This window comes from Streptomyces sp. NPDC029216, assembly GCF_040648015.1.
GTDB lineage: Bacteria > Actinomycetota > Actinomycetes > Streptomycetales > Streptomycetaceae > Streptomyces.
In genome coordinates, this window is record NZ_JBEZWL010000064.1 from 14,387 (window position 1) to 33,176 (window position 18,790).

The window sequence follows — 18,790 nt, forward strand, 5'->3', positions numbered from 1 at the left end:
CGCTAGCGGTGGGAGCGCTGGGCCTCGACGATCCGGCGGACGGAGCCGTCGAGGCCGGCGCGGGCCTGGACCCGCTCGGCGAAGCCGGGGAACTGCCCGGCGACGGCGCTGAGCAGCCGCAGCTCCAGCGGCGCCACGTTCACCTCGCACCGGTCGCGCCGTACGGCCCGTACGACGCCGTCGGCGACCTGTCGGGGCGTCACGGTCCTGATGCCGCTCGGCGGGGTCGCGCCCGTCGCGGCGAACATGCCCGCGTCGCGGACGAAGCCCGGCTGGACGAGGGAGACCCCGACCCCGGTGCCCCTGAGTTCCTGGCGCAGGGCGAGGGCGAATCCGCGCAGCCCGAACTTCGTCGCGTTGTACAGGGAGGTCGACCCGGTGGCCGCCTTGCCGGAGATCGAGCCGACCAGCACGATGTGGCCGCGGCCCCGGGCCGTCATGCGCTCCGCGAGGAGGCGGGTCAGCAGCACGGGTGCGCGCAGGTTGACGTCGAGGGCGCGGTCGAGCTGCTCCTCGGTGTAGTCGATGAGGTCGCCGCTGGCGGGCAGGGCGGCGTTGGCGACGAGGACGTCCGTGTCGGCGCAGGCCTCCGCGAGCCGGACGACGTCCGGCCGGAGGGCCAGATCGGCGACCACGGTACGGGCGCCGTAAGCGTCGGCGGTGGCCTTGAGGGCCTCCTCCCGGCGCCCGGTGAGCGTGAGGCGGGCCCCCTGCGCCGTCAGGCGGGCCGCCAGGGCGGAGCCGATGCCGCCGGTGGCTCCGGTGAGCAGGACGTTGGATCCGGACAGTTCCACGATGACTCCCCTGCGGAGGCGTTCCCCTGCTGACTGTTCGTTCGAACGAACAGTAGGGATCCCCCCCGCTCCTGTCCACACCCCGGACGCCCCAACTCCCCTTCCCCGTAAGGGCGGACGGCCGTCGCGGCTGGTGGGGCAGAATATCGGCATGCCTCCTGCCTCCGACACCCGCCAGAGCATCGTCGACGCCGTGCTGCGGATCATCGGGCAGGACGGGATCGCCGCCGTCACCAACCGGCGGATCGCCAAGGAGGCCGGGGTCTCCCTCGGCTCCGTCACCTACCATTTCGCGACCCAGCACGAGCTGTTGCGCGAGAGCCTGCTGCACTTCGTGGCCGAGGAGACCCGGCACTTCACGGGGCTCGCCGACGCCTGCACCGACGAGCACTTCGACATCGGGCAGGCGGCGGACGTGGTGGCGCGGGTCGCGGGCGGCAACGCCTTCGACAGCCGCCATATCGCGCCGTTCGAGCTGTACGTCCAGGCCGGCCGCGACGAGCGGCTGCGTGCCGCCGCCACCGAGTGCTTCGCCGCCTACGACCTGCTGGCCGCCCGGGTCCTGACCCGCCTCGGCGTACCGGACCCCGAACGCCTGGCGGGCGCCGCCGTCGCCCTGGTCTTCGGGCAGCAGCTACGCCGCCTGGCCACCGGAGCCCCGGCGGAGCACCTCGTCGACGCCCTGCTGCTCCTCACCCGGCCCGCCCCGACGCCGCCGGCTCCGGCGCGCGGCGCGTCGTAGACGTACGCGTCCAGGTCCAAGCCCTCGGGTGCTGTGCCGTACCGCCTCCGCGACGACCTCGATGTCCGGGGCGGCCCGGAGCAGGGAACTACGCCTGGGCAGGGGGCTACAGCGTGTCGAGGAAGGTCCGCACCGTCGTCGCGAATCCCTCCGGGTCCGTCTCGTGGACCGTGTGCCCGGTGGCGAGTTCGGCGAGGCGGGTGCGGGGGCGGCGGGCCGCCATCTCCTTGGCGTGTCCGGCGGTGAGCGTGTCGCTCCGGGTGCCGTGAACGAGCAGGGCGGGGCAGTCCGTTGACAGCCAGTCGGCCCAGTGGTCGCCGTTGACGCGGCCGACGGAGGTGACCATGTCCTGCGGGCGGAAGGCCAGTCCCCAGCCGTCGGGGTGCTCGCGGACGGCGTCGGTCAAGTAGCGTGCCGAATCGCCGAGTTGCTCGATCAGCGCCGTGCGGGTGGGGGCCCGGTGCGGCCACCTCAGGCAGAAGGACAGGTCGGAGTCGATCTCGGCGCCGACGTCCTCGATGACCAACGCGCTGACCAGGTGCGGGTGGTGGGCGGCGAGCTGGTAGGCGTTGACGCCGCCGAGGGAATGGCCGAGGACCACCACCCGGTCCAGACCGAGGTGGGCGAGGAGCGCGGCGGCGTCGTCCACGTAGCCCTCCCGGGAGAAGTCGGCCGCCCGGTCGGAGAAGCCGTGGCCGCGCTGGTCCGGCGCCACGACCCGCCAGTCGGGGGCCAGGGCCCGTGCCAGCGCGGTGAAGGTGCGGCCCTCGTTGAAGTGGCCGTGCAGGGCGAGGAGGGGCCGGCCCGGGCCGCCGAAGTCGAGGTAGGACAGGCGGCGTCCGTCCAGGGTCATGGCTGCGCGTACCGGCTCGGTCCGGGGTGTCGGGATCATGAAATCAGCTTGCCACCCGGTGCCGGGCGTCGTCATGCGTCCCGTGACACGCCGGTGGTCAGGTGAATGCCGGGCGGAACACCCTCGGAGGCGGTGTGATCCTGCTTCGACGTCCGTCATCGACTTTGGAGTGACATGCGTATTCGCACTGCGTTCGCCGCCACCGTTCTGGCTGCGGTCGGGATCCTCGGAGCCACGGGTTCCGCCGTCGCCGACGCCAACGCCAACGGTTTCGCCATCGGCTCCCCCGGTGTGCTGTCGGGCAACGTCGTCCAGGTGCCCGTGCACGTACCGATCAACGTGTGCGGCAACACCATCAACATCATCGGTCTGCTGAACCCGGCGGCCGCCAACACCTGCGTCAACACCTGATCGCACCGCGGCCCCCGGGCCGCTCCGACGGTCCCGTCCGGGGGTTAACGCCCCCGGCCGGGGCCGTCGGCCACGTCCGCCCCCGGCCCCGTGTCAGTGCCCCGTGTCAGTGCCCCTGGCTAGGGTGAGTGGATGAATCGGATAGAGGTCGTCGCCGACCGGGGCGAGTGGCGTGGCGGGTTCGAGGAGCGGCTGCTGGCCGCCTACCGGGATGCGGGGTGCCCGGAACCCCTGGCCCGGGCCCTGAAGGAGCGGGCCCTGAAGGGGATCGACGGCTGGACGCTGGCCACGGACGGCACGGGGTGGATCGCCGTCGGGGTGACGCACGACAACGGGGCGGCCGTGGGCCGGATCCACGATCTGACGGTGCCGCAGGGGCGCGAGTGGGCCGAGCGGTGGTGTGCGGAGCAGGGGGCGCGGCGGGTGGAGGTCCGGCTCACCGGCGGGGCGGGGGTCTTCGCCGACTACCCCGTACGGGGCCAGAGCCGGATGCGTGCCGTGGCGGAACGGCCGGGACTGCCGCCGGGGCTGACGGTGCGGCGGCTGCGCGAGGAGGAGTACCGGGACTGGTACGCCCGTGAGGAGGCCTCCTACATCGCCGACATCGTCCGGGCCGGAGCCCTGACGCCGGAGGAGGCCCGGGAGAAGTCCGACCGGGACTTCGCCGAACACCTCCCCCAGGGCTATCTGACGCCGGGACACGCCTTCTACGCGATGGAGGCCGACGGCCTGGTGGTGGGAACCGGCTGGGTCAACCACGGCTTCCTGCCGGGCGTCACCTTCGGCTTCTCCCTGGAGGTGTACGAGGAGCACCGCGGCAAGGGCTACGGCCGGGCCGCGATGGCCGTCGGCGAGTGGGCCACCCGGCAGGGCGGGGACGAGGCGCTGATGCTCAACGTCTTCGGCGGTAACGAGGTCGCGATGGGCCTGTACGACAGCACCGGTTTCGCCGTACTGGACGAGTACCGCTCCATCGATCTCTGAGCGGCGGCCCGGGGAGCGGGCCCCCGCTACTCGGGCAGGCCCCCGCTGCCGGGCGTGCCCGCCGGCCGGGCCAGCCGGGAGTTGCGGTAGGAGTAGCCGAAGTAGATGACCAGGCCGATGAGGAACCAGACGACGAAGCGGATCCACGTCTCGACGCGCAGGTAGGTGATGAGCCAGACGGAGGCGATGACGCCGACCGCGGGGGTGAAGGGCATCAGCGGGGTGCGGAAGGTGCGGGGAAGGTCGGGGCGCCGGTAGCGGAGCACGATGACCGAGGTGCACACGACCGCGAAGGCGAGCAGGATGCCGATGTTGGTGAGCTCCGCCGCCTCGCCGATCGGCACGAAGCCCGCGATGACCGCGGACACCACGCCGACGATCCAGGTGACGCGGGTGGGGACGTGCCGGGTCGGGTGGGTCTTGGCGAACCAGTGGGGCAGCAGTCCGTCGCGGCTCATCGAGAACCAGACGCGGGTCACGCCGAGCATGAACGTGAACATGACGGTGAGGATGCCGATGATGGCCCCGACGGCGATGACGTCGGCGACGACGGGCAGCCCTGCCGCCTTGAAGGCGCTGGAGAAGCCGCTCTCCGGGTCGATCTCCGTGTACTTCTGCATGCCCGTCAGGACCAGGCAGGCCAGGACGTACAGGACCATGGCGATGGCGAGGGAGTAGAGGATCGCCCGGGGCATGTGCCGCTGGGCGTCCTTGGACTCCTCGGCCGCCGTGCTCATCGCGTCGTAGCCGAAGACGGCGAAGAAGACGGTGGCCGCTCCGGTGAAGGCGCCCCCCACCCCGAACGGGAAGAAGGGCGTGTAGTTGCCGCTGTGGACGTGGAAGAAGCCGACGACGATGACGAGCAGGACGACGAGCACCTTGAGGCCGACCACGACCGTCTCGAAGCGGGCCGCGTTCTTGATGCCCAGGGTGAGCAGGTAGGCGGTGAACAGGCACAGGACGGCCGCGATGAGGTCGAAGCGGTGTCCTTCGCCGGTGCCCGGCGCTCCGAGCATCCAGGTGGGCAGGGAGGCGCCCGTCTCCTCCAGGAGGAAGTTGAAGTACCCGGAGATGCCGATGGCGACCACCGCCACGATGGCCGTGTACTCCAGCAGCAGGTCCCAGCCGATGAACCAGCCCGCGAGCTCGCCGAGGACGGCGTACCCGTAGGTGTAGGCGGAGCCGGCCTTGGGGATCAGGCCGGCGAACTCGGCGTAGGAGAAGGCCGCCGCGGCGCTCGCCACGCCGGCGATGAGGAAGGAGAGGAGCACCGCCGGGCCCGCGACGCCGTTGGCGACCGTACCGGCGAGGGTGAAGATGCCCGCGCCGATGATGCCGCCGACGCCGATGGCCGTGAGCTGCCACAGGCCGAGGGTGCGGGTGAGCTGCTCACTGGGGGCGCCTTCGGGCTCCTCGATGTGCTCGATCGGTTTGCGACGGAACGCTCCCTGCCCTGACCAGACGCCGGCCATGCTCCGAACCTTTCCGCCGGGGATGACGAGGATGACGAGAATGACGAGCACACATCATCCCGAAACCCCCATCCTTGCGGAACTAGGCGCTCCGACCTCGGGTGAGGAAGGTGGAGCAGGCCGGCGCGGCGCGGGGGTCAGGCGTGCAGGACGCCGGTGCCCAGCAGGCCGAAGAGGAGGACGCCGACGGCGATCCGGTAGGCGACGAAGGCGTTGAAGGAGTGCTTGGCGACGAACTTCAGCAGCCAGGCGATGGAGGCGTAGGCCACGCCGAAGGACACGACGGTGCCGACGGCCAGCGGGAGGGTGTCCACGCCGGCCCCGAGCGCGTCCTTCAGCTCGTAGAGGCCCGCGCCGGTGAGCGCCGGGATGCCGAGGAAGAAGGAGAGGCGGGTGGCCGCGACGCGCTCCAGGTCGAGGATGAGGCCGGTGGCCATGGTGGCGCCGGAGCGGGAGAAGCCGGGGAAGAGCAGGGCGAGGATCTGCGAGGAGCCGACCAGCATGGCGTCCTTGAGGGAGGTGTCGTCCTCGCCGCGCTTGTGGCGGCCCATCTGGTCGGCCGCCCACATCAGACCGCTGCCGACGATGAGCGAGCCGGCGACCACCCACAGGGAGGCCAGCGGCCCCTCGATCAGGGGCTTGGCCGCCAGGCCGACGACGACGATGGGGATCGTGGCGTAGATGACCCACCAGGCGAACTTGTAGTCGTGGTGGTACCGCTCCTCCCGGTTGGCCAGCCCCCGCCCCCAGGCGGTGACGATCCGCGCGATGTCCTTGTAGAAGTACGTCAGGACCGCCGCGATGGCGCCGACCTGGATCACGGCGGTGAAGGCGACGACGGACTTGTCGTCGACGGGGATGCCCATCAGCCCTTCGGTGATCTTGAGGTGGCCGGTGGAGGAGACCGGCAGGAACTCGGTCACCCCCTCCACGACGCCCAGGACGACGGCCTGTCCCACACTGATCGCGCTCACGTGCCTGCACTTTCGGTCGGTCGGTTGACGGGGCACCCGGCATCCGGACCGGACGCGCGGGACGCACAGAGTAACCAACGGCCGCCGGGCCGCAGCGGCGGCGGCCGGCGGATACCGTGGGCTCGTGAAGATCATCGACCTGGAACCCGGCGATCCCCGCCTCGTCGCCGACATGCTGCCCGTGCTGCGCGAACTGCGGCCGCACCTCACCCCCGAACTGTTCGCGGAGGTCTACGCCGAGGGGTACGGCCAGGGGCTGCGGTTCAGCGCCGCGTACGACGGGGACGGCAGGTGCGTCGGCGCCGCCGGCTGGCGGATCGTCGCCGGGACCTGCGACATCCGCAAGCTCTACGTGGACGACCTCGTCGCCCGGGGCGACGCCCGCTCCGCCGGCGTGGGGCGGGGCCTGCTCGCGTACCTGGAGGACCGGGCCCGCGAGGCCGGCTGCCGGCTGCTGGACCTCGACTCGGGCACGCAGCGCACCGCGGCGCACCGCTTCTACTTCCGCGAGCGCATGGGCGTCATCGCCTTCCACTTCGGCAAGGAGCTCGACGCGGGAGACGGGTGAGACCGGCAACTGACACCGCCCGGCCGGCTGCTGAGGGCCGCCACCCGTCTGGGTGGCGGCCCCCGGTGTGCGGCGCTCCGGGAAGAGGACGCGTCAGAAGGCGAAGACCGCGTTGCCGTTGAGGGTCGCGGACATGGCGCAGGTGTTGGAGAAGGTGTGCTTCCAGGTGACCTGGCTGCCCTGCCAGACGCCCTGCGCGGTCACGGTGACGGGGGCGTAGTGCATCGGACAGGCGCGGTTCGCGTCCGGGGCGGCCAGCAGCCGGTCGAAGGTGCCGCCGGTGGAGTTGAGCGCCGCACAGGCCGCCTTGGGGTCCGGGTGCGTGCCCTGGGCGGAGGGCATGCAGCTGAGGGTGGCGGCACGCAGGACGGTGCCGCCGTCCGCGTCGTCGCCCTGGGCGATGGAGAAGACCAGGGCTGAGGGGGCGTACAGGCTGGTGGGCTTGGCCTCGGCCATGCCGGTGGCGCCTGCCAGGCACAGGAGGGCGGCGGCGGAGACGGCAGCGAAGCGGTAGCGCACGACAAGACTCACTTTCGATACGAAGGTTTAGCGCGGCATTTTGTTTCGTTGTCGCGCTTCGATGTGGCCGAGTCTGTCGGATCCGAAGGTGGGGCGCATATCGATGACCGATTTACGGACAGACCGTTCGAATGCCGGTGAACGAACGGTCGTTCGGGCAGCTCAGACGGGGTGTGCTCGCTCCGTATCCGGGCGGAAACGGGGGGTGATCGCCCGAAGGGCCGTCCGGGCAGGCGCGCTGACCTGCGGTCGAGCACCCCGCGTACACCTGGAGGTCATTCAGCTTGTCCGGATAGGTACGGTTGCGAGCCCGACGTCGTAGTTCCAGCGCTCCCGCCTGATGTGCACGCTCTGGGACGCGGCCGCGCCGGCCACACCGAGCACGAGGATGAGGACGAGCAGCACCCTGGCCGGCGTCCCGAGGAGCAGGGGGCGGGTGGCGGAGGGCGGCGGCCCCGCGGCGGGAACGGGGGCGGGGACGGGGGCGGGGACGGGGGGCGACCCGTCGCCGAACAGGCGCTTCGGATAGGCGGAGGTCAGCATCATCGCGTACGCCTGGTAGCGCATGCGGAACCGCGCCACCGCCGCGACCGCACCGAACACCGGCTCGGGCATCCGCCCCAGCACCAGGGTGATCAGCCAGAACACCCAGCAGACGGCCCCCCAGCCGTACTGCAGGACGGTGCTCACGATCATCGCCGGGATCATCAGGACGAGGCGGAACAGCACGGCCAGCCGGTTCAGCTCCCCCGGGCGCAGTTCGATCCGGACGGGGTGGTCGGGGGCGTCGAAGGAGAAGGGCGGGTAGCGGTCCACGAGCAGCATCGCGCTCGCGGTGACCCGTGTCTCGTACGCCAGGAATCCGCCGAGGAAGCCGGCGATGCCGGCCGGGAGGCGGCCCTGGATCAGCGCCGCGAACCAGCCGACGATCGTCACGAAGAAGGCGGCGATGCCGAGGAGGGCCGTGACGATGAACTGGGGCAGCAGCAGGAGGAGCCGCAGCAGGACCGTCCAGCGCCGCTGCCGGCCCGGTGGAGGGACGTCGAGCTCGGGCAGGAACTCGCCCGGCGGGAAGCCGGGCTGGGGCGGGCGGGGGGTCCAGCCTGTGGTCACGGGGCGCTCCTGCCGTCGGTGGGCGCGCGGTCCGTGTCCCGGGACTCGCCGGAGAGCCCGCGGCTGCGCGCATGGGCCCTGCCAGGGGTACCGCGCGGAACCCGTCATTCCAAGGATCCCGGCTGTACGGGGCCGCCCATTGCCCTGAAGGGCCCCTCCCCCGGCCCGCGCGCCGTGGTCCCCGCCGCCGATGCGCCGGAGCGCCGGCCCGCCGTCTCTCCGACGGTGGACCGGCGCTCCGGTTCGGGTGCTGCGGGGGCCGCTCAGGCCGTGGCCGGCTCCGCGGCCTCGGGAGCGGCGGGCGCCTCGGCGGGGGCGCCGGTCTCCGCGTCGGGCCGCGGGATGCGGTGCAGGCCCCGGCGGTCGTAGAGGGCGGCGACGGCGAAGCCGAAGGCCAGCGCGGCGACGAGGGCGATGCCCATCGAGGTCCAGGCCCGGGTCAGGCCCGCGTCGGCCTGGGCGCCGTAGTAGAGCAGGGAGCGCATGCCCTCGGTGATCTGGCGCAGCGGCTCGAACTCGGAGAGCCCGCGGAAGAAGCCGGGCAGCGCCTGGAGCGGCACGGTCGCACCGGAGGACGGCACGGCCATCGCGACGAAGACGACGGTGGCCAGCAGCATGCCGGGGGTGCCGAAGGCGGCGAAGAGGGCGAGGCTGCCGATGCCGACGACCGCGATGGTGGAGACCGAGTAGAGCCACAGGTGGCCGAGGTGGGAGGCGTCCATGTCGAGGATGCCGACCGTGGCGACCTCGACCAGGGAGCCCATCACCAGGGACAGGCCGAGCATGAGCGCGATGCCGATGGCCAGGGTGCGGACGCGGCTGGTGTGCTGGACGGGCTCGCGCTTGCGGACGGGACCGAAGTCGGTGTGCAGGTAGCCGAGCGCGGTGTCGACCTGGGAGTTGACCAGGTTGGCGCCGAGCATGCCGCAGACGACGAGGACGAGTGCGTAGTAGAAGGCGCTCAGGCCCATGGCGCTGCGGGCGCCGACGGGGTGGCCGTCGGCGACGGTCACGGTCACCGGGTCGGCCAGCTTGAGCTGGGCGGCCGTCGGCAGCTGGGCCTTCTGGGCCGCGGCCTGCTTGAGGAGCTCCTGGCCGATCTGGGCGGAGGCGGCGTGGGCGGCCTTCTGCGCGGCCTGGGAGGACATGGAGGAGCCGATGCTGCCGGCGGACTGGTTGGTCAGCACGCTCAGGGTCGGCGGGGCGGGCTGCTTGCCCTGGGCCGCGGGCTGCGGGGCGCCGAGGGCGGTCACCGTGGCGCTGAAGTCCTGCGGGATGACGAGGGCGCCGAAGACCTTGCCCCGGCCGAGGCGCTTGTCGGCCTCCTCCCGGCTGACCAGCTGCCAGTCGATGCTCTTGTCGTTCTCGGCTGCCTTGCGTATGCCCTGGACGACCTGGTCGCCCAGCTTGACGTGGCGGCCGCCCGCGTCGGCGCCGGCGTCGGCGTTGACCAGGGCCACGGGGAGGTCGCGCAGGTTGCCTCGGGGGTTGACGTTGCCGCCGACGTAGAGCAGGGCGAACAACATCGAGACCACTGCGGCGATGAGCCCCGTTCCGATCCACAGCTGGGGTCGGCGGAGCACGGAGCGGGGCATGGGGTGGGGCATCGATTCTCCGGATTCTCCGGTGCGGCTGCGGGTGGGCTGCTTGGGCTGTGTTCCTAGAGCTGGATACTTCTGGTATCCAGCTACTGGATACTGGCAGTATCTTGTTGTGGTGTCCAATCGCCGGTGACGGATGCCGGACCGGAAGACCAGCAGGGAGGCCGCATGAAGATCTCGGAGCTCAGCCGGCGGACCGGCGTGCCGGTCGCCAGCATCAAGTACTTCCGGCGGCAGGGCCTGTTGCCCGCCGGCCGGGCGACCGCCGCGACCCTGGCCGAGTACGGGGAGGAGCACGCGGAACGACTGCGGCTGATCAAGGCGCTGACCACCCTCGGCGGCCTGTCCATCGCCGCCACCCGTGACGTGCTCGGCGCGGTCGACGAGGCCCACACCACCGAGGGCGCCCTCGGAGCGATCAGCTACGCCCTCCCTGTGCCGGTGGCCTCGCAGGGCGGGGCGGACGAGGACGAGGACGCCGCGGCCGAGGAGGCCGCCGGGGCGGAGGTGGCGGAGCTCCTCACGGCGCTGGACTGGCGGGCGCCCGGCACGTCACCGCACGTACGGGGGCTGACGACGGCCCTCAAGGAGCTGCGGCGGCTGGACGCCCAGTACGCCCCGGGCGAGCTCGCCGCGTACGCCAGGCTGGCCGAGTCGGTGGCCCGGCTGGACCTGGAACGGGCGGAGTGCCTCGACGACCCGCTGGCCCTCGCCGAGCGGGCCGTCATCGTGTTCGCGATCTGCGCACCCGTCTTCGAGCTGCTGCGGCGCCTCGCCCAGGAGGACCAGGTCCGGCGCCGGATGACGGACGAGGAGGCCGGGGCGTCCCCGGCGTGCGGGCCGCACTGAACCGGCGGGCTAACCCGTCGGCCGGGAGGGCGACGACGTGCGTCCCGCAGGACGGAATGGGTGTCCCGGGAGCGGCGTCCGGACGGGGCGATCGGTGCAACGGGCCGGTTTTCAGCGGGAATTGAGGGTGAACGCGGCGAGGCCGTCCTGCTAGGGTGCGCCGATGTCAACGATCAAGAAGTTCCAGGTCACCTTCGACTGCGCGGAGCCCGAGCGCGTCGCCCGCTTCTGGTGCGAGGTCCTGGGGTACGTCGTACCGCCGCCGCCCGAGGGGTTCGCCACGTGGGAGGACTTCGGCCTTTCGCTGCCGCCGGAGCGTCAGGGGGCGGATTTCGTCTGCATGGATCCCACGGGGGTGGGCCCCCGTATGTACTTCCAGCGGGTTCCCGAGGGCAAGGTCGTCAAGAACCGGGTGCACCTCGACGTGCGGGTGGGCACCGGGCTCGTGGGGGAAGAGCGGGTCGCCGCGCTGGAGGCGGAGTGCGCGCGGCTGGTGGCGCTCGGTGCGGTGCGCGTGCGGCTGCTGCTCGCCGACGGCTTCGACGAGTCGTGCCTGTTGATGCAGGACGTCGAGGGCAACGAGTTCTGCCTCGACTGAACCGCCGGCCCGCGCGGTCGTGGCCTGTGAGGGGTCAGGGGTGGGTGGGGGTGGTCCAGGGGTGGAGCTTTCTGGGGTTGCGGACGGCCCAGATGTGGGTGATGCGGCCCTCCTTGAGGTGGAAGGCGGCCACCGTGGCCGTGAGGCCCTCGCGCTGGGCCACCAGGCCGGGGCGGCCGTTGACCGTGCGTTCCAGGAGGGTCAGGCCGGGGGCGAGGGCGGCGATGTGCATCAGGTACGCGGCGATGTCCCGGCTGCCCTCGATCGTGCGGCGGGCGGTGCTGGCCAGTCCGCCGCCGTCGGCCGTCATCACGGCGTCGGGGTCGAGGAGGCTGATGAGGGAGGTGATGTCCGCCGTCTGCCACGCTTCCTTGAAGTCGCGCAGCAGGGCCGCCTGTTCCGGTCCGGGAGTCGGTGTGGTGCGGCCGGCGGTCACGCGGCGGCGGGCCGAGGAGGCCAGTTGGCGGCAGGCGGCCGGGGTGCGGCCGACGATCCCGGCGATCTCGGGGAAGGGGTAGCGGAAGACGTCGTGCAGGATGAACGCCACGCGTTCGGCGGGCGTCATCGACTCCAGGACGACGAGGAAGGCCATGTCGACCGAGTCGTCGAGGGTGACCCGGTCCGCCGGGTCGGTCCCGCCCCGCGGTCCGCCGGGCCACTCCGAGCGGTCGGGCAGGGGCTCGGGGATCCATGCCCCCACGTAGCGTTCGCGGCGGACGCGCGCCGAGGCGAGCAGGTCCAGGCAGATCCGGCTGGTCACCGTCGTGAGCCAGGCACCCGGTGACTCGATGGCCGCCTGCCGTCGCGGCGGCATCGCGTACCAGCGGGCGTAGGCCTCCTGGACGGCGTCCTCGGCCTCGGTCAGTGAACCGAGCAGCCGGTAGGCGAGGTTGGTCAGGTGGCGCCGCTCGCCGGCCACCGCCGTCGCGTCCGGCGCGGGTGTGGTGGTCATGGCCGCGGTCGCTCCTCGGTTCGTCTCGCTGCACGGTGCTCGGAGTTCGGCGTCGGAGCTCACATTTCACGGGGCTGCGTCGTCGGAGTAGCGAGACAGTACCGAACACTGCCGCTGGGCAGAGAAGGGGGGCCGTTCCATGGCCGCCATAGAGACGACGACCGGCCCGCGCGGAGCGAGTTTCCTGCGGGTCGCGCTCGCACTGCAGACCCTGGCCGTCTTCTTCCAGGCCGTCACCGCGGGACTGCTGCTGGCCACCTCCTACGGGGAGACGCTGCACGGCGTCGGCGCGCGCGTAATGTACGGCGCGACGATGCTGTACGTGCTCGCGGCGGTCCTGGCGTGGCGTCCGGGGGGCGGGTCGGCCCGCCCCGTCCTGCGCTCCTGCGGGTTCCTGGCGCTCGCTTCGGTGCAGGTGGTGCTGGGGATCGCGCACGTCCCCTCGGTCCATGTCCCGCTGGGGGTCGCGATGTTCGGGCTCAGCCTGCTGGACCTGGGGCGCGGCGACCGGAGTTAGGCCGTGCCCTTGCCCGTCCCGGCGGGTCACCGGGCCCTGGGGAGGACACGGGTGGCCTCCGTGCCGGGAACGCGCATGGCGATGTGCGCCTCGGCGGTTTCGGGGGCGTGACGCGGCGGACGTCGTATGGGGGGGGTCCGCCGAGACGCTTCAGGTGCCGAGTTCCGCACTGCCCCGGCTGGGAGCCGCGCGCTGAAGGCCGCCGCGGCGCCCGTGCCCGCCGCTACCCGGGGAGGCGGAAACCGTTGAAGAGGTCGTCCATGCCGCGCAGGGCCAGGCGGGTGGGGGTGGCGCGGACCGCGAGGTCGCGGGCCGCCGTCGTGAGGGGGCCGCGCAGAGCGCCCAGGCGGCCGACGCGGCGGGCGCGGACACGTACGGCGTCGGTGCGGTCGCGGCGGGCCACGGTGTACGCCGCGAGGGCCGCCCGGACCGGGTCCGCGCCGTCCGGACCCGCCGGGCCGTCGCCGCGCGGCAGCAGGTGGGCCAGTACCACCGCGTCCTCGATGGCCTGGCAGCCGCCCTGGCCGAGGTTGGGGGCCATGGCGTGGGCGGCGTCGCCGATCCAGGCGATCCGGCCGCGGTGCAGGGCGGGGAGCGGGGCGGCCAGGTCGTAGAGGTCGTTCCGGAGGACCTCGGCGGGGTCGAGCCGGCCGACGCGGTCGAGGAGGGCCGGAATGGGGTCGTGCCACGAGCCGAAGCGGCGCCGCAGCTCGGCCCGCGGGTCGCCCGACCGCGCCCCGGCGGGCAGGACGGCGGTGGCGTACAGGTAGAACCGGCCGTCGGAGAGCGGGGTCACACCGAAGCGCGCACCCCTCCCCCAGGTCTCGCTCATGGCCGGGATCCGCAGGTCCGGGGCGTCCACGAGGGCCCGCCAGGCGGTCTCGCCGAGGTAGTGCAGGCCGGGGTGGGCGGGGAAGTGCGCCCGGCGCAGCGGACTGCGGATGCCGTCGGCGGCGACCACCAGATCGGCGGGAAGGTCCGGGCCGGCCGCCGTGCGTACGGTCGGGCGGCCGTCGCCGTCGTCGACGCCGGTCACGGCGGTGCCGTAGCGGACGGTCCCCCGCGGCAGCCCGGCCGCGAGGGCGGCGGTGAACGCGGGGCGCGGGACCGCGATCGGGGGAACGCCGTAGCGGGAGGCCAGGTACGCGGTCTCGGTGCGGGTCAGCCACTGGCCGGCGGAGCGGCGTACGCCCATCCACCGGGGCACGGCGCCGCCCACGGCGTACGCGGCGTCGACGCCGATGGCGTCGAGGGCGCGCAGCGCGTTGGGGGCGAGGCCGATGCCGGCGCCGGTGACGGGGGGTTCGGGGGCGCGTTCGCAGACGGTGACCCGCCAGCCGCGGTGGTGCAAGGCGAGGGCGGCGGTCAGTCCGCCGATCCCGGCCCCGGCCACCACCGCGTGACGCTTCGGCACGCCCCACCCCTTCGCTCGGCTCGGGCGCCGTTCGCCGCCACGGGGGCCCCACTCTACGACCGGGCGGCGCGGGCGCGTCCAGGCCCGGTCGCCGTCACCGGCGGCTCGGCCCGGGAGACCGGCCTGCCGGCGGCCCCCTTCACCCAGGTCTTCGGCCGGCTGCTGCCGGTCACCGACCACCACCTGTACGTGGTGTGCGTGGTCCTGGGCGGCTCGGCCACGGGAGCGCTCACCGCCCCCATGTGCCTGAACCGCCTCGTCCTGCTGCTGGGCACGGTGTGGCCCTGGCCCTGCTGATCGTGCTCCGTACGCTCGGAAAAGGTCCTGTATGGAGGCATATCCGGGGATCTGCCGGGAAGGCGGGGTAGTGAAGCTCTGTCCAGGAGGTGACCACGCATGGCAGCCGGCAAGAAGGCCAAGAACATCGGCAAGGACGCGAAGGGCAAGGTCAAGGAAGCGACCGGCAAGGTCGTCGGCAACGAGAGCCTCGAAGCGAAGGGGCGGGCCGAGCAGGCCGTCGCCGACGCGAAGCAGACCGGGCAGAAGGCCAAGGACACCCTGAAGCACTAGCCGACGCCCAGCTCGTGCGGAGGCCGCCATCCTCGGGGATGGCGGCCTCCGCGCGGGTGGACGCGTACGGGGCTGTCAGCGCCGGCGGGCGCGACGGGCGCGGGGGTGTTCCTCCTCCTCGTCTTCGTCCTCGTCCTCCTCTTCCCCGTACTCGGCCTCCTCCTCTTCGTCCTCTTCCCCGCCTTCCTCGGCCTCGGGCTCTTCGTCCTCCTCGTACCCCCGGTCCTCGTCCTCCGCGTACCCCTGGTCCTCGTCCTCGTCCTCGTATTCCTCCTCGCCCTCCTCGCCCTGCGACTCCTCCTGCTCGACGGCCTCCTCGTGGGTGGTCACCACCTCGCCGTCGCGGATCTCACCGCGCCAGCCGTCGGGCTCGTCGTCGCCCGAGAGGGTCACGTAGCGCAGGAAGTTCTTCAGGTCCAGGCGCATACGGCGGCCCTGGGCGCGCCACAGGTTGCCCGTCCTCTCGAGCAGGCCGGAGGGGTAGTACTCCACGACGAGCAGCACACGCGTGAGGGAAGGGGCCAGCTCGTGGAAGCTGACGCATCCGCGGGTGGTCCCCTTGGGCCCGTCCGAGGACCACACGATCCGTTCGTCGGGGATCTGTTCCTGGACCTTCGCCTTCCAGCCGCGCGTGGAGGGACCGACCTTCACCTTCCACTCGGTGGTGGTGTCGTCGTCCTGGGAAACGCTGCGCACGCCCTCGGCGAAGCCGCTGAACTCCTCGAACCGGGTCCAGTGGTCGTAGGCGGTGCGCACGGGGACGCCGATGTCGACGGACTCCGCGATGTGGGTGGGTTTGGAGCCGCCCTTGTGGCTCTTGCCCCCTCCGCCGCCCAGCAGGCCGCCGCCGATCTCCTTGGCCTTGTCCACGAGGCCGCCGACCGTGCCGCCCACGGCGGCCTTGAGGGGGGAGTCGCCCTGGAGCATCCGACCGCCGATCCCGGCGAGGGAGCCTCCGTTCTCCGCCACGTCGATGAGCTGGTCGGTGAGGTCGTCGATCTTGTCCGCGGCCTTGTCGGCCAGGTTCTCGGCCTGTGCCGTGAGGTAGTTGCCGAGTTCGCCGAGCAGTTGGTCCATGGGGGACGTCTTGTCTCCGGAGCGGGAGCGTTCGGTGGTGGCCATGGCGCTACCTCCGGGCCGACGACTTGCGGGCCGCCGTCTTCTTCGCGGGTGCGGCCGTCTTCTTGGCCGTACCGGCACGGGTCGGACGCCGGGAGGCGGCGGTCTTCTTCGCCGGCGCCCGCTTGGCCGCCGTCTTCTTCGCGGGCGGCTTCGTCGTCTTGCGCGCCGGAGCGGCCTTCTTCGCCGGAGCCCGCCGCGGGGCGGAGGTCTTCTTCGCGGACGCGGCCGCCTTCTTGGCCGGCTTGGCCGACTTCGCCGGGGGTTTGGCCGGCGGTTTGGCCGACTTGGCCGACTTGGCCGGCGGCTTGGCCGACGACGCGGACTTGGCCGACGGAGCGGACTTCCTCGCCGGTTCGGCCGCCTTGCGGGGCCGTGAAGCGCGCGGGGCCGCCCGGGCCGACGACGAGGAACGTGAGGGGGTGCGGCGGGAGTGCGGGGCGGACCGTGTCCTGCGCGGCTTCTCCTCCTCTTCCTCCTCCGGTTCTTCCTCCTCTTCCTCCTCCGGTTCTTCCTCCTCTTCCTCCTCCGGTTCTTCGTCGGCTTCGTTCCGTTCTTCCTCCTGGTCCTCGTCCTCGTACTCTTCTTCCTCGTCCTCGTACGGCTCCTCGTCCTCGTACTCCCGGCCGTCGTCCTCGTCGTACGCCTCTTCGTCCTCCGCCTCGTCCTCGGGCCCCCGCGTGAGTTCGAGGGTGCGCTCGTGGAGCGTGTCGGCCAGGCCGGACAGCTGGCGGTTGGCGGCCGCGGCGAGGGCCTTGCGGCCCGCCGCGAAGGCTTCGCCGCGGACCTGCTCCCCGAGTTCGGCGACCTGGGGCATCTCACCGAGTTTCCGGAGGCCCTGCGTCATGAGCTGGCCCGGGTCGAGGCCGAACCTGCGGCCCGCGAGGTAGGTGGCCAGTGACAGGGCCATGCGCCCCTTCTTCGCCCGGCCCAGTACGTAACCCCCCGCGATGGCGGCCGCCAGGGCGATCTTGCTCGCGTCGTCCATCAGCCTGGTCCCTTCCGACGGTAGTGGGTCAGCGCGCCGTACCGAGGCCCATCCGGCCGGTGCGATACCTACAGGCCTGCTCGCCCCGGAGCGGATTATGCAGGTATATGACGGAAAAGTTCTGTTTAAGGGGTGTGATGCGCACAGGGCTGGGGAGGGGCGCTAGTCCATGGAGATTCGTACGCGAGGGGAGCAGATGGCCACGCAACGACCCGCACGCCGCAGGCGCGGTGCGCCCGGTGCGGCCGCGGTGCTCCGGGCCGCCGCCCAGCAGCTGGCCGAGCTGCTGGGACGGCCCCCCGACTCGGTGTCTTCCGTGAAGCCCACGGAGGACGGCTGGGAGGCGGTCGTGGAGGTGGTCGAGCTGGAGCGCATCCCCGACACCACCAGCGTGATGGGCAGTTACACCGTGCTGCTGGACGAGGACGGCGAACTGATCTCCTACGAAAGGACCCGGAGGTACAGCCGGGGCATGGTCGACCGGCGGGGCCGCTGACACCGGACCGCCGGGAAGGGAAGCGACGCCATGACGATGATGCCGCAGGGAGCGGGCGCTGCCGTCAGGGGCGCCGGCGGAGGCAGCGACGCCAGCAGCCTCTACGACGTCCTGGAACTCATCCTCGACCGGGGAATGGTCATCGACGTCTTCGTGCGCGTCTCCCTGGTCGGAATAGAACTGCTGAAGATCGACGCGCGGATCGTGGTCGCGAGCGTCGACACCTACATGCGCTTCGCCGAGGCGTGCAACCGGCTCGATCTGGAGGTCGGCCGCAAGGCGCCCGCGCAGCTGCCCGACGTCGTCGGCAAGATGGTCGAGGGCGGCAGCCGGGGCAAGAGCCAGGGCGCCCTCAGCGGGGCGGTCGAGGCCGTCAAGCAGTCCCTCACGGGCGGCGACGACGAGGAGGAGCCGGAGGAGCAGGAGGAGGACGAGCGCGAGGAACGGGAAGAGGAAGAGCAGCCCGTCCGGCGCCGTAGGACCGCACGCCGGCCGGCGCGCCGTGAGAGGGAGTGACCCATGGCCGTCTACGTGTACGCCGTCACCCGGCGCGAGCACCCCTGCCGACTGGACGGCCTCCCGGGCGTCGGCCCGGACGCCCCGGCCGTGCGGACGCTGGAGAGCGGGGACCTGCGGGCCGTGGTCAGCGACGTGAGCGAGGAGATCCGCCCCAAACGGCGGGACGTCACCGCCCATCAGGCGGTCCTGGAACGGCTCCTGGCCGACGGGACCCCGCTGCCCCTGCAGTTCGGCTACACCGCGCCCGACGACGAGGCCGTACGACGTGTCCTCGACGAGCGCGCCGACACCTACCTCGACGCCCTGGACGACGTACAGGGGTGCGCCGAGTACAACGTCAAGGCCGTGCAGGAGGAGGGTCCCCTGCTGCACGGGATCCTGGACGACTCACCGCGCGCGAGCAGCCTCAACGAGGAGATCCTCGCCGGGGACACGGATCCCCGGCTGTCCCTGGAGCTGGGGCAGCTGGTGGCCACCGAGGTCGACGTGCGGCGCGCGAACGCGTCCGCGGAACTGATCCGGGCCCTGGCGCCGCTGGCCCGTGCCTACGTCGTCCACCCGCCCACCGGCGAGGACTTCCTCAACCTGTCCCTCCTCGTACCCCGGGACGGCGAAGGCCCCTTCCTCGACGCGCACGCCGGACTCGCCCGGGAGGTCGACGCCGGCGTCCGGATCCGGGTGGCCGGGCCCCTGCCCCCGTACAGCTTCGTGCCGTGACCCACGAGAGGAGCGCCCGG

23 protein-coding genes are annotated in these 18,790 nt (G+C 72.4%); 12 read left to right on the forward strand and 11 right to left on the reverse strand.

Annotation, left to right across the window (positions count from 1 at the left end; genetic code table 11):
* Positions 1-2: 2 nt before the first annotated feature.
* On the reverse strand, positions 3-794 hold the full coding sequence (locus AB0F18_RS22445; RefSeq protein WP_362063336.1) for an SDR family NAD(P)-dependent oxidoreductase: 792 nt from the start codon (positions 792-794) through the stop codon (positions 3-5).
* Between the two features lie 151 nt (positions 795-945).
* Between AB0F18_RS22445 and AB0F18_RS22450 the strand changes: the two genes are divergently transcribed.
* A complete protein-coding gene (locus tag AB0F18_RS22450) occupies positions 946-1,536 on the forward strand; it encodes a TetR family transcriptional regulator (RefSeq protein WP_362063338.1) in 591 nt (196 codons plus the stop codon).
* 106 nt (positions 1,537-1,642) lie between these two features.
* On the opposite strand, the gene AB0F18_RS22455 is transcribed toward AB0F18_RS22450, so the two are convergent.
* Complete coding sequence (locus tag AB0F18_RS22455) at positions 1,643-2,428, reverse strand: alpha/beta hydrolase (RefSeq protein WP_362063340.1); 786 nt, start codon at positions 2,426-2,428, stop codon at positions 1,643-1,645.
* A 135-nt stretch (positions 2,429-2,563) separates the two neighbouring features.
* On the opposite strand from AB0F18_RS22455, the gene AB0F18_RS22460 reads away from it, so the two are divergent.
* Together AB0F18_RS22460 and AB0F18_RS22465 are read left to right on the forward strand one after the other, a co-directional pair.
* Entirely contained in the window at positions 2,564-2,800 is a 237-nt protein-coding gene (locus AB0F18_RS22460; protein WP_362063342.1) for a chaplin, read from the forward strand.
* A 132-nt stretch (positions 2,801-2,932) separates the two neighbouring features.
* Positions 2,933-3,784 carry a GNAT family N-acetyltransferase gene (locus AB0F18_RS22465; protein ID WP_362063344.1) on the forward strand — a complete coding sequence of 284 codons (852 nt, stop codon included), beginning with the start codon at positions 2,933-2,935 and terminating at the stop codon, positions 3,782-3,784.
* Positions 3,785-3,810: 26 nt separating this feature from the next.
* Here the strand turns inward: AB0F18_RS22465 and AB0F18_RS22470 are convergent, their stop codons facing one another.
* Together AB0F18_RS22470 and AB0F18_RS22475 are read right to left on the reverse strand one after the other, a co-directional pair.
* Complete coding sequence (locus tag AB0F18_RS22470; protein WP_362063400.1) at positions 3,811-5,256, reverse strand: amino acid permease; 1,446 nt, start codon at positions 5,254-5,256, stop codon at positions 3,811-3,813.
* Between the two features lie 137 nt (positions 5,257-5,393).
* Complete coding sequence (locus AB0F18_RS22475; protein WP_362063346.1) at positions 5,394-6,230, reverse strand: undecaprenyl-diphosphate phosphatase; 837 nt, start codon at positions 6,228-6,230, stop codon at positions 5,394-5,396.
* A 124-nt stretch (positions 6,231-6,354) separates the two neighbouring features.
* Between AB0F18_RS22475 and AB0F18_RS22480 the strand changes: the two genes are divergently transcribed.
* On the forward strand, positions 6,355-6,798 hold the full coding sequence (locus tag AB0F18_RS22480) for a GNAT family N-acetyltransferase (protein WP_362063348.1): 444 nt from the start codon (positions 6,355-6,357) through the stop codon (positions 6,796-6,798).
* Between the two features lie 93 nt (positions 6,799-6,891).
* Here the strand turns inward: AB0F18_RS22480 and AB0F18_RS22485 are convergent, their stop codons facing one another.
* The 3 genes from AB0F18_RS22485 to AB0F18_RS22495 form a co-directional block, all read right to left on the reverse strand.
* A complete protein-coding gene (locus AB0F18_RS22485; RefSeq protein ID WP_362063350.1) occupies positions 6,892-7,329 on the reverse strand; it encodes a subtilase-type protease inhibitor in 438 nt (145 codons plus the stop codon).
* 267 nt (positions 7,330-7,596) lie between these two features.
* On the reverse strand, positions 7,597-8,430 hold the full coding sequence (locus AB0F18_RS22490; RefSeq protein ID WP_362063352.1) for a DUF4389 domain-containing protein: 834 nt from the start codon (positions 8,428-8,430) through the stop codon (positions 7,597-7,599).
* 263 nt (positions 8,431-8,693) lie between these two features.
* Positions 8,694-10,037: a YhgE/Pip family protein gene (locus AB0F18_RS22495; RefSeq protein WP_362063354.1), complete on the reverse strand. Its 1,344-nt coding sequence runs from the start codon at positions 10,035-10,037 to the stop codon at positions 8,694-8,696.
* 162 nt (positions 10,038-10,199) lie between these two features.
* On the opposite strand from AB0F18_RS22495, the gene AB0F18_RS22500 reads away from it, so the two are divergent.
* Together AB0F18_RS22500 and AB0F18_RS22505 are read left to right on the forward strand one after the other, a co-directional pair.
* Complete coding sequence (locus tag AB0F18_RS22500) at positions 10,200-10,880, forward strand: MerR family transcriptional regulator (RefSeq protein ID WP_362063356.1); 681 nt, start codon at positions 10,200-10,202, stop codon at positions 10,878-10,880.
* A gap of 163 nt (positions 10,881-11,043) precedes the next feature.
* Positions 11,044-11,478: a VOC family protein gene (locus AB0F18_RS22505; protein ID WP_362063358.1), complete on the forward strand. Its 435-nt coding sequence runs from the start codon at positions 11,044-11,046 to the stop codon at positions 11,476-11,478.
* A 34-nt stretch (positions 11,479-11,512) separates the two neighbouring features.
* Here AB0F18_RS22505 and sigJ read toward each other — a convergent pair whose 3' ends face one another.
* Positions 11,513-12,430, reverse strand: coding sequence for an RNA polymerase sigma factor SigJ (gene sigJ / locus AB0F18_RS22510; RefSeq protein WP_362063360.1), 918 nt, complete (start codon positions 12,428-12,430; stop codon positions 11,513-11,515).
* A gap of 139 nt (positions 12,431-12,569) precedes the next feature.
* Between sigJ and AB0F18_RS22515 the strand changes: the two genes are divergently transcribed.
* Positions 12,570-12,947, forward strand: a complete 378-nt coding sequence (locus AB0F18_RS22515) for a hypothetical protein (RefSeq protein ID WP_362063362.1) — start codon at positions 12,570-12,572, stop codon at positions 12,945-12,947.
* A 223-nt stretch (positions 12,948-13,170) separates the two neighbouring features.
* Here AB0F18_RS22515 and AB0F18_RS22520 read toward each other — a convergent pair whose 3' ends face one another.
* On the reverse strand, positions 13,171-14,361 hold the full coding sequence (locus AB0F18_RS22520; RefSeq protein WP_362063364.1) for an FAD-dependent monooxygenase: 1,191 nt from the start codon (positions 14,359-14,361) through the stop codon (positions 13,171-13,173).
* On the opposite strand from AB0F18_RS22520, the gene AB0F18_RS22525 reads away from it, so the two are divergent.
* Complete coding sequence (locus tag AB0F18_RS22525; protein ID WP_362063366.1) at positions 14,347-14,658, forward strand: hypothetical protein; 312 nt, start codon at positions 14,347-14,349, stop codon at positions 14,656-14,658. The two genes, AB0F18_RS22520 and AB0F18_RS22525, sit on opposite strands and share 15 nt — an antisense overlap.
* 99 nt (positions 14,659-14,757) lie before the next feature.
* Positions 14,758-14,931: a CsbD family protein gene (locus AB0F18_RS22530; RefSeq protein WP_362063368.1), complete on the forward strand. Its 174-nt coding sequence runs from the start codon at positions 14,758-14,760 to the stop codon at positions 14,929-14,931.
* A 75-nt stretch (positions 14,932-15,006) separates the two neighbouring features.
* Here AB0F18_RS22530 and AB0F18_RS22535 read toward each other — a convergent pair whose 3' ends face one another.
* Both AB0F18_RS22535 and AB0F18_RS22540 read right to left on the reverse strand, forming a co-directional pair.
* Positions 15,007-16,053: an SRPBCC family protein gene (locus tag AB0F18_RS22535; RefSeq protein WP_362063370.1), complete on the reverse strand. Its 1,047-nt coding sequence runs from the start codon at positions 16,051-16,053 to the stop codon at positions 15,007-15,009.
* Between the two features lie 4 nt (positions 16,054-16,057).
* Positions 16,058-17,038 (reverse strand): histone protein, encoded by a 981-nt coding sequence (locus tag AB0F18_RS22540; protein WP_362063372.1) that lies wholly within the window; start codon positions 17,036-17,038, stop codon positions 16,058-16,060.
* Between the two features lie 196 nt (positions 17,039-17,234).
* On the opposite strand from AB0F18_RS22540, the gene AB0F18_RS22545 reads away from it, so the two are divergent.
* Genes AB0F18_RS22545 through AB0F18_RS22555 form a run of 3 tightly spaced genes read left to right on the forward strand, consistent with a single transcriptional unit; the run spans position 17,235 to position 18,770 of the window.
* Positions 17,235-17,534, forward strand: a complete 300-nt coding sequence (locus AB0F18_RS22545) for a gas vesicle protein (protein WP_362063374.1) — start codon at positions 17,235-17,237, stop codon at positions 17,532-17,534.
* Between the two features lie 30 nt (positions 17,535-17,564).
* Positions 17,565-18,050: a gas vesicle protein GvpJ gene (gene gvpJ, locus AB0F18_RS22550; RefSeq protein ID WP_362063376.1), complete on the forward strand. Its 486-nt coding sequence runs from the start codon at positions 17,565-17,567 to the stop codon at positions 18,048-18,050.
* A 3-nt stretch (positions 18,051-18,053) separates the two neighbouring features.
* Positions 18,054-18,770, forward strand: coding sequence for a GvpL/GvpF family gas vesicle protein (locus tag AB0F18_RS22555; RefSeq protein ID WP_362063378.1), 717 nt, complete (start codon positions 18,054-18,056; stop codon positions 18,768-18,770).
* Positions 18,771-18,790: the final 20 nt, after the last annotated feature.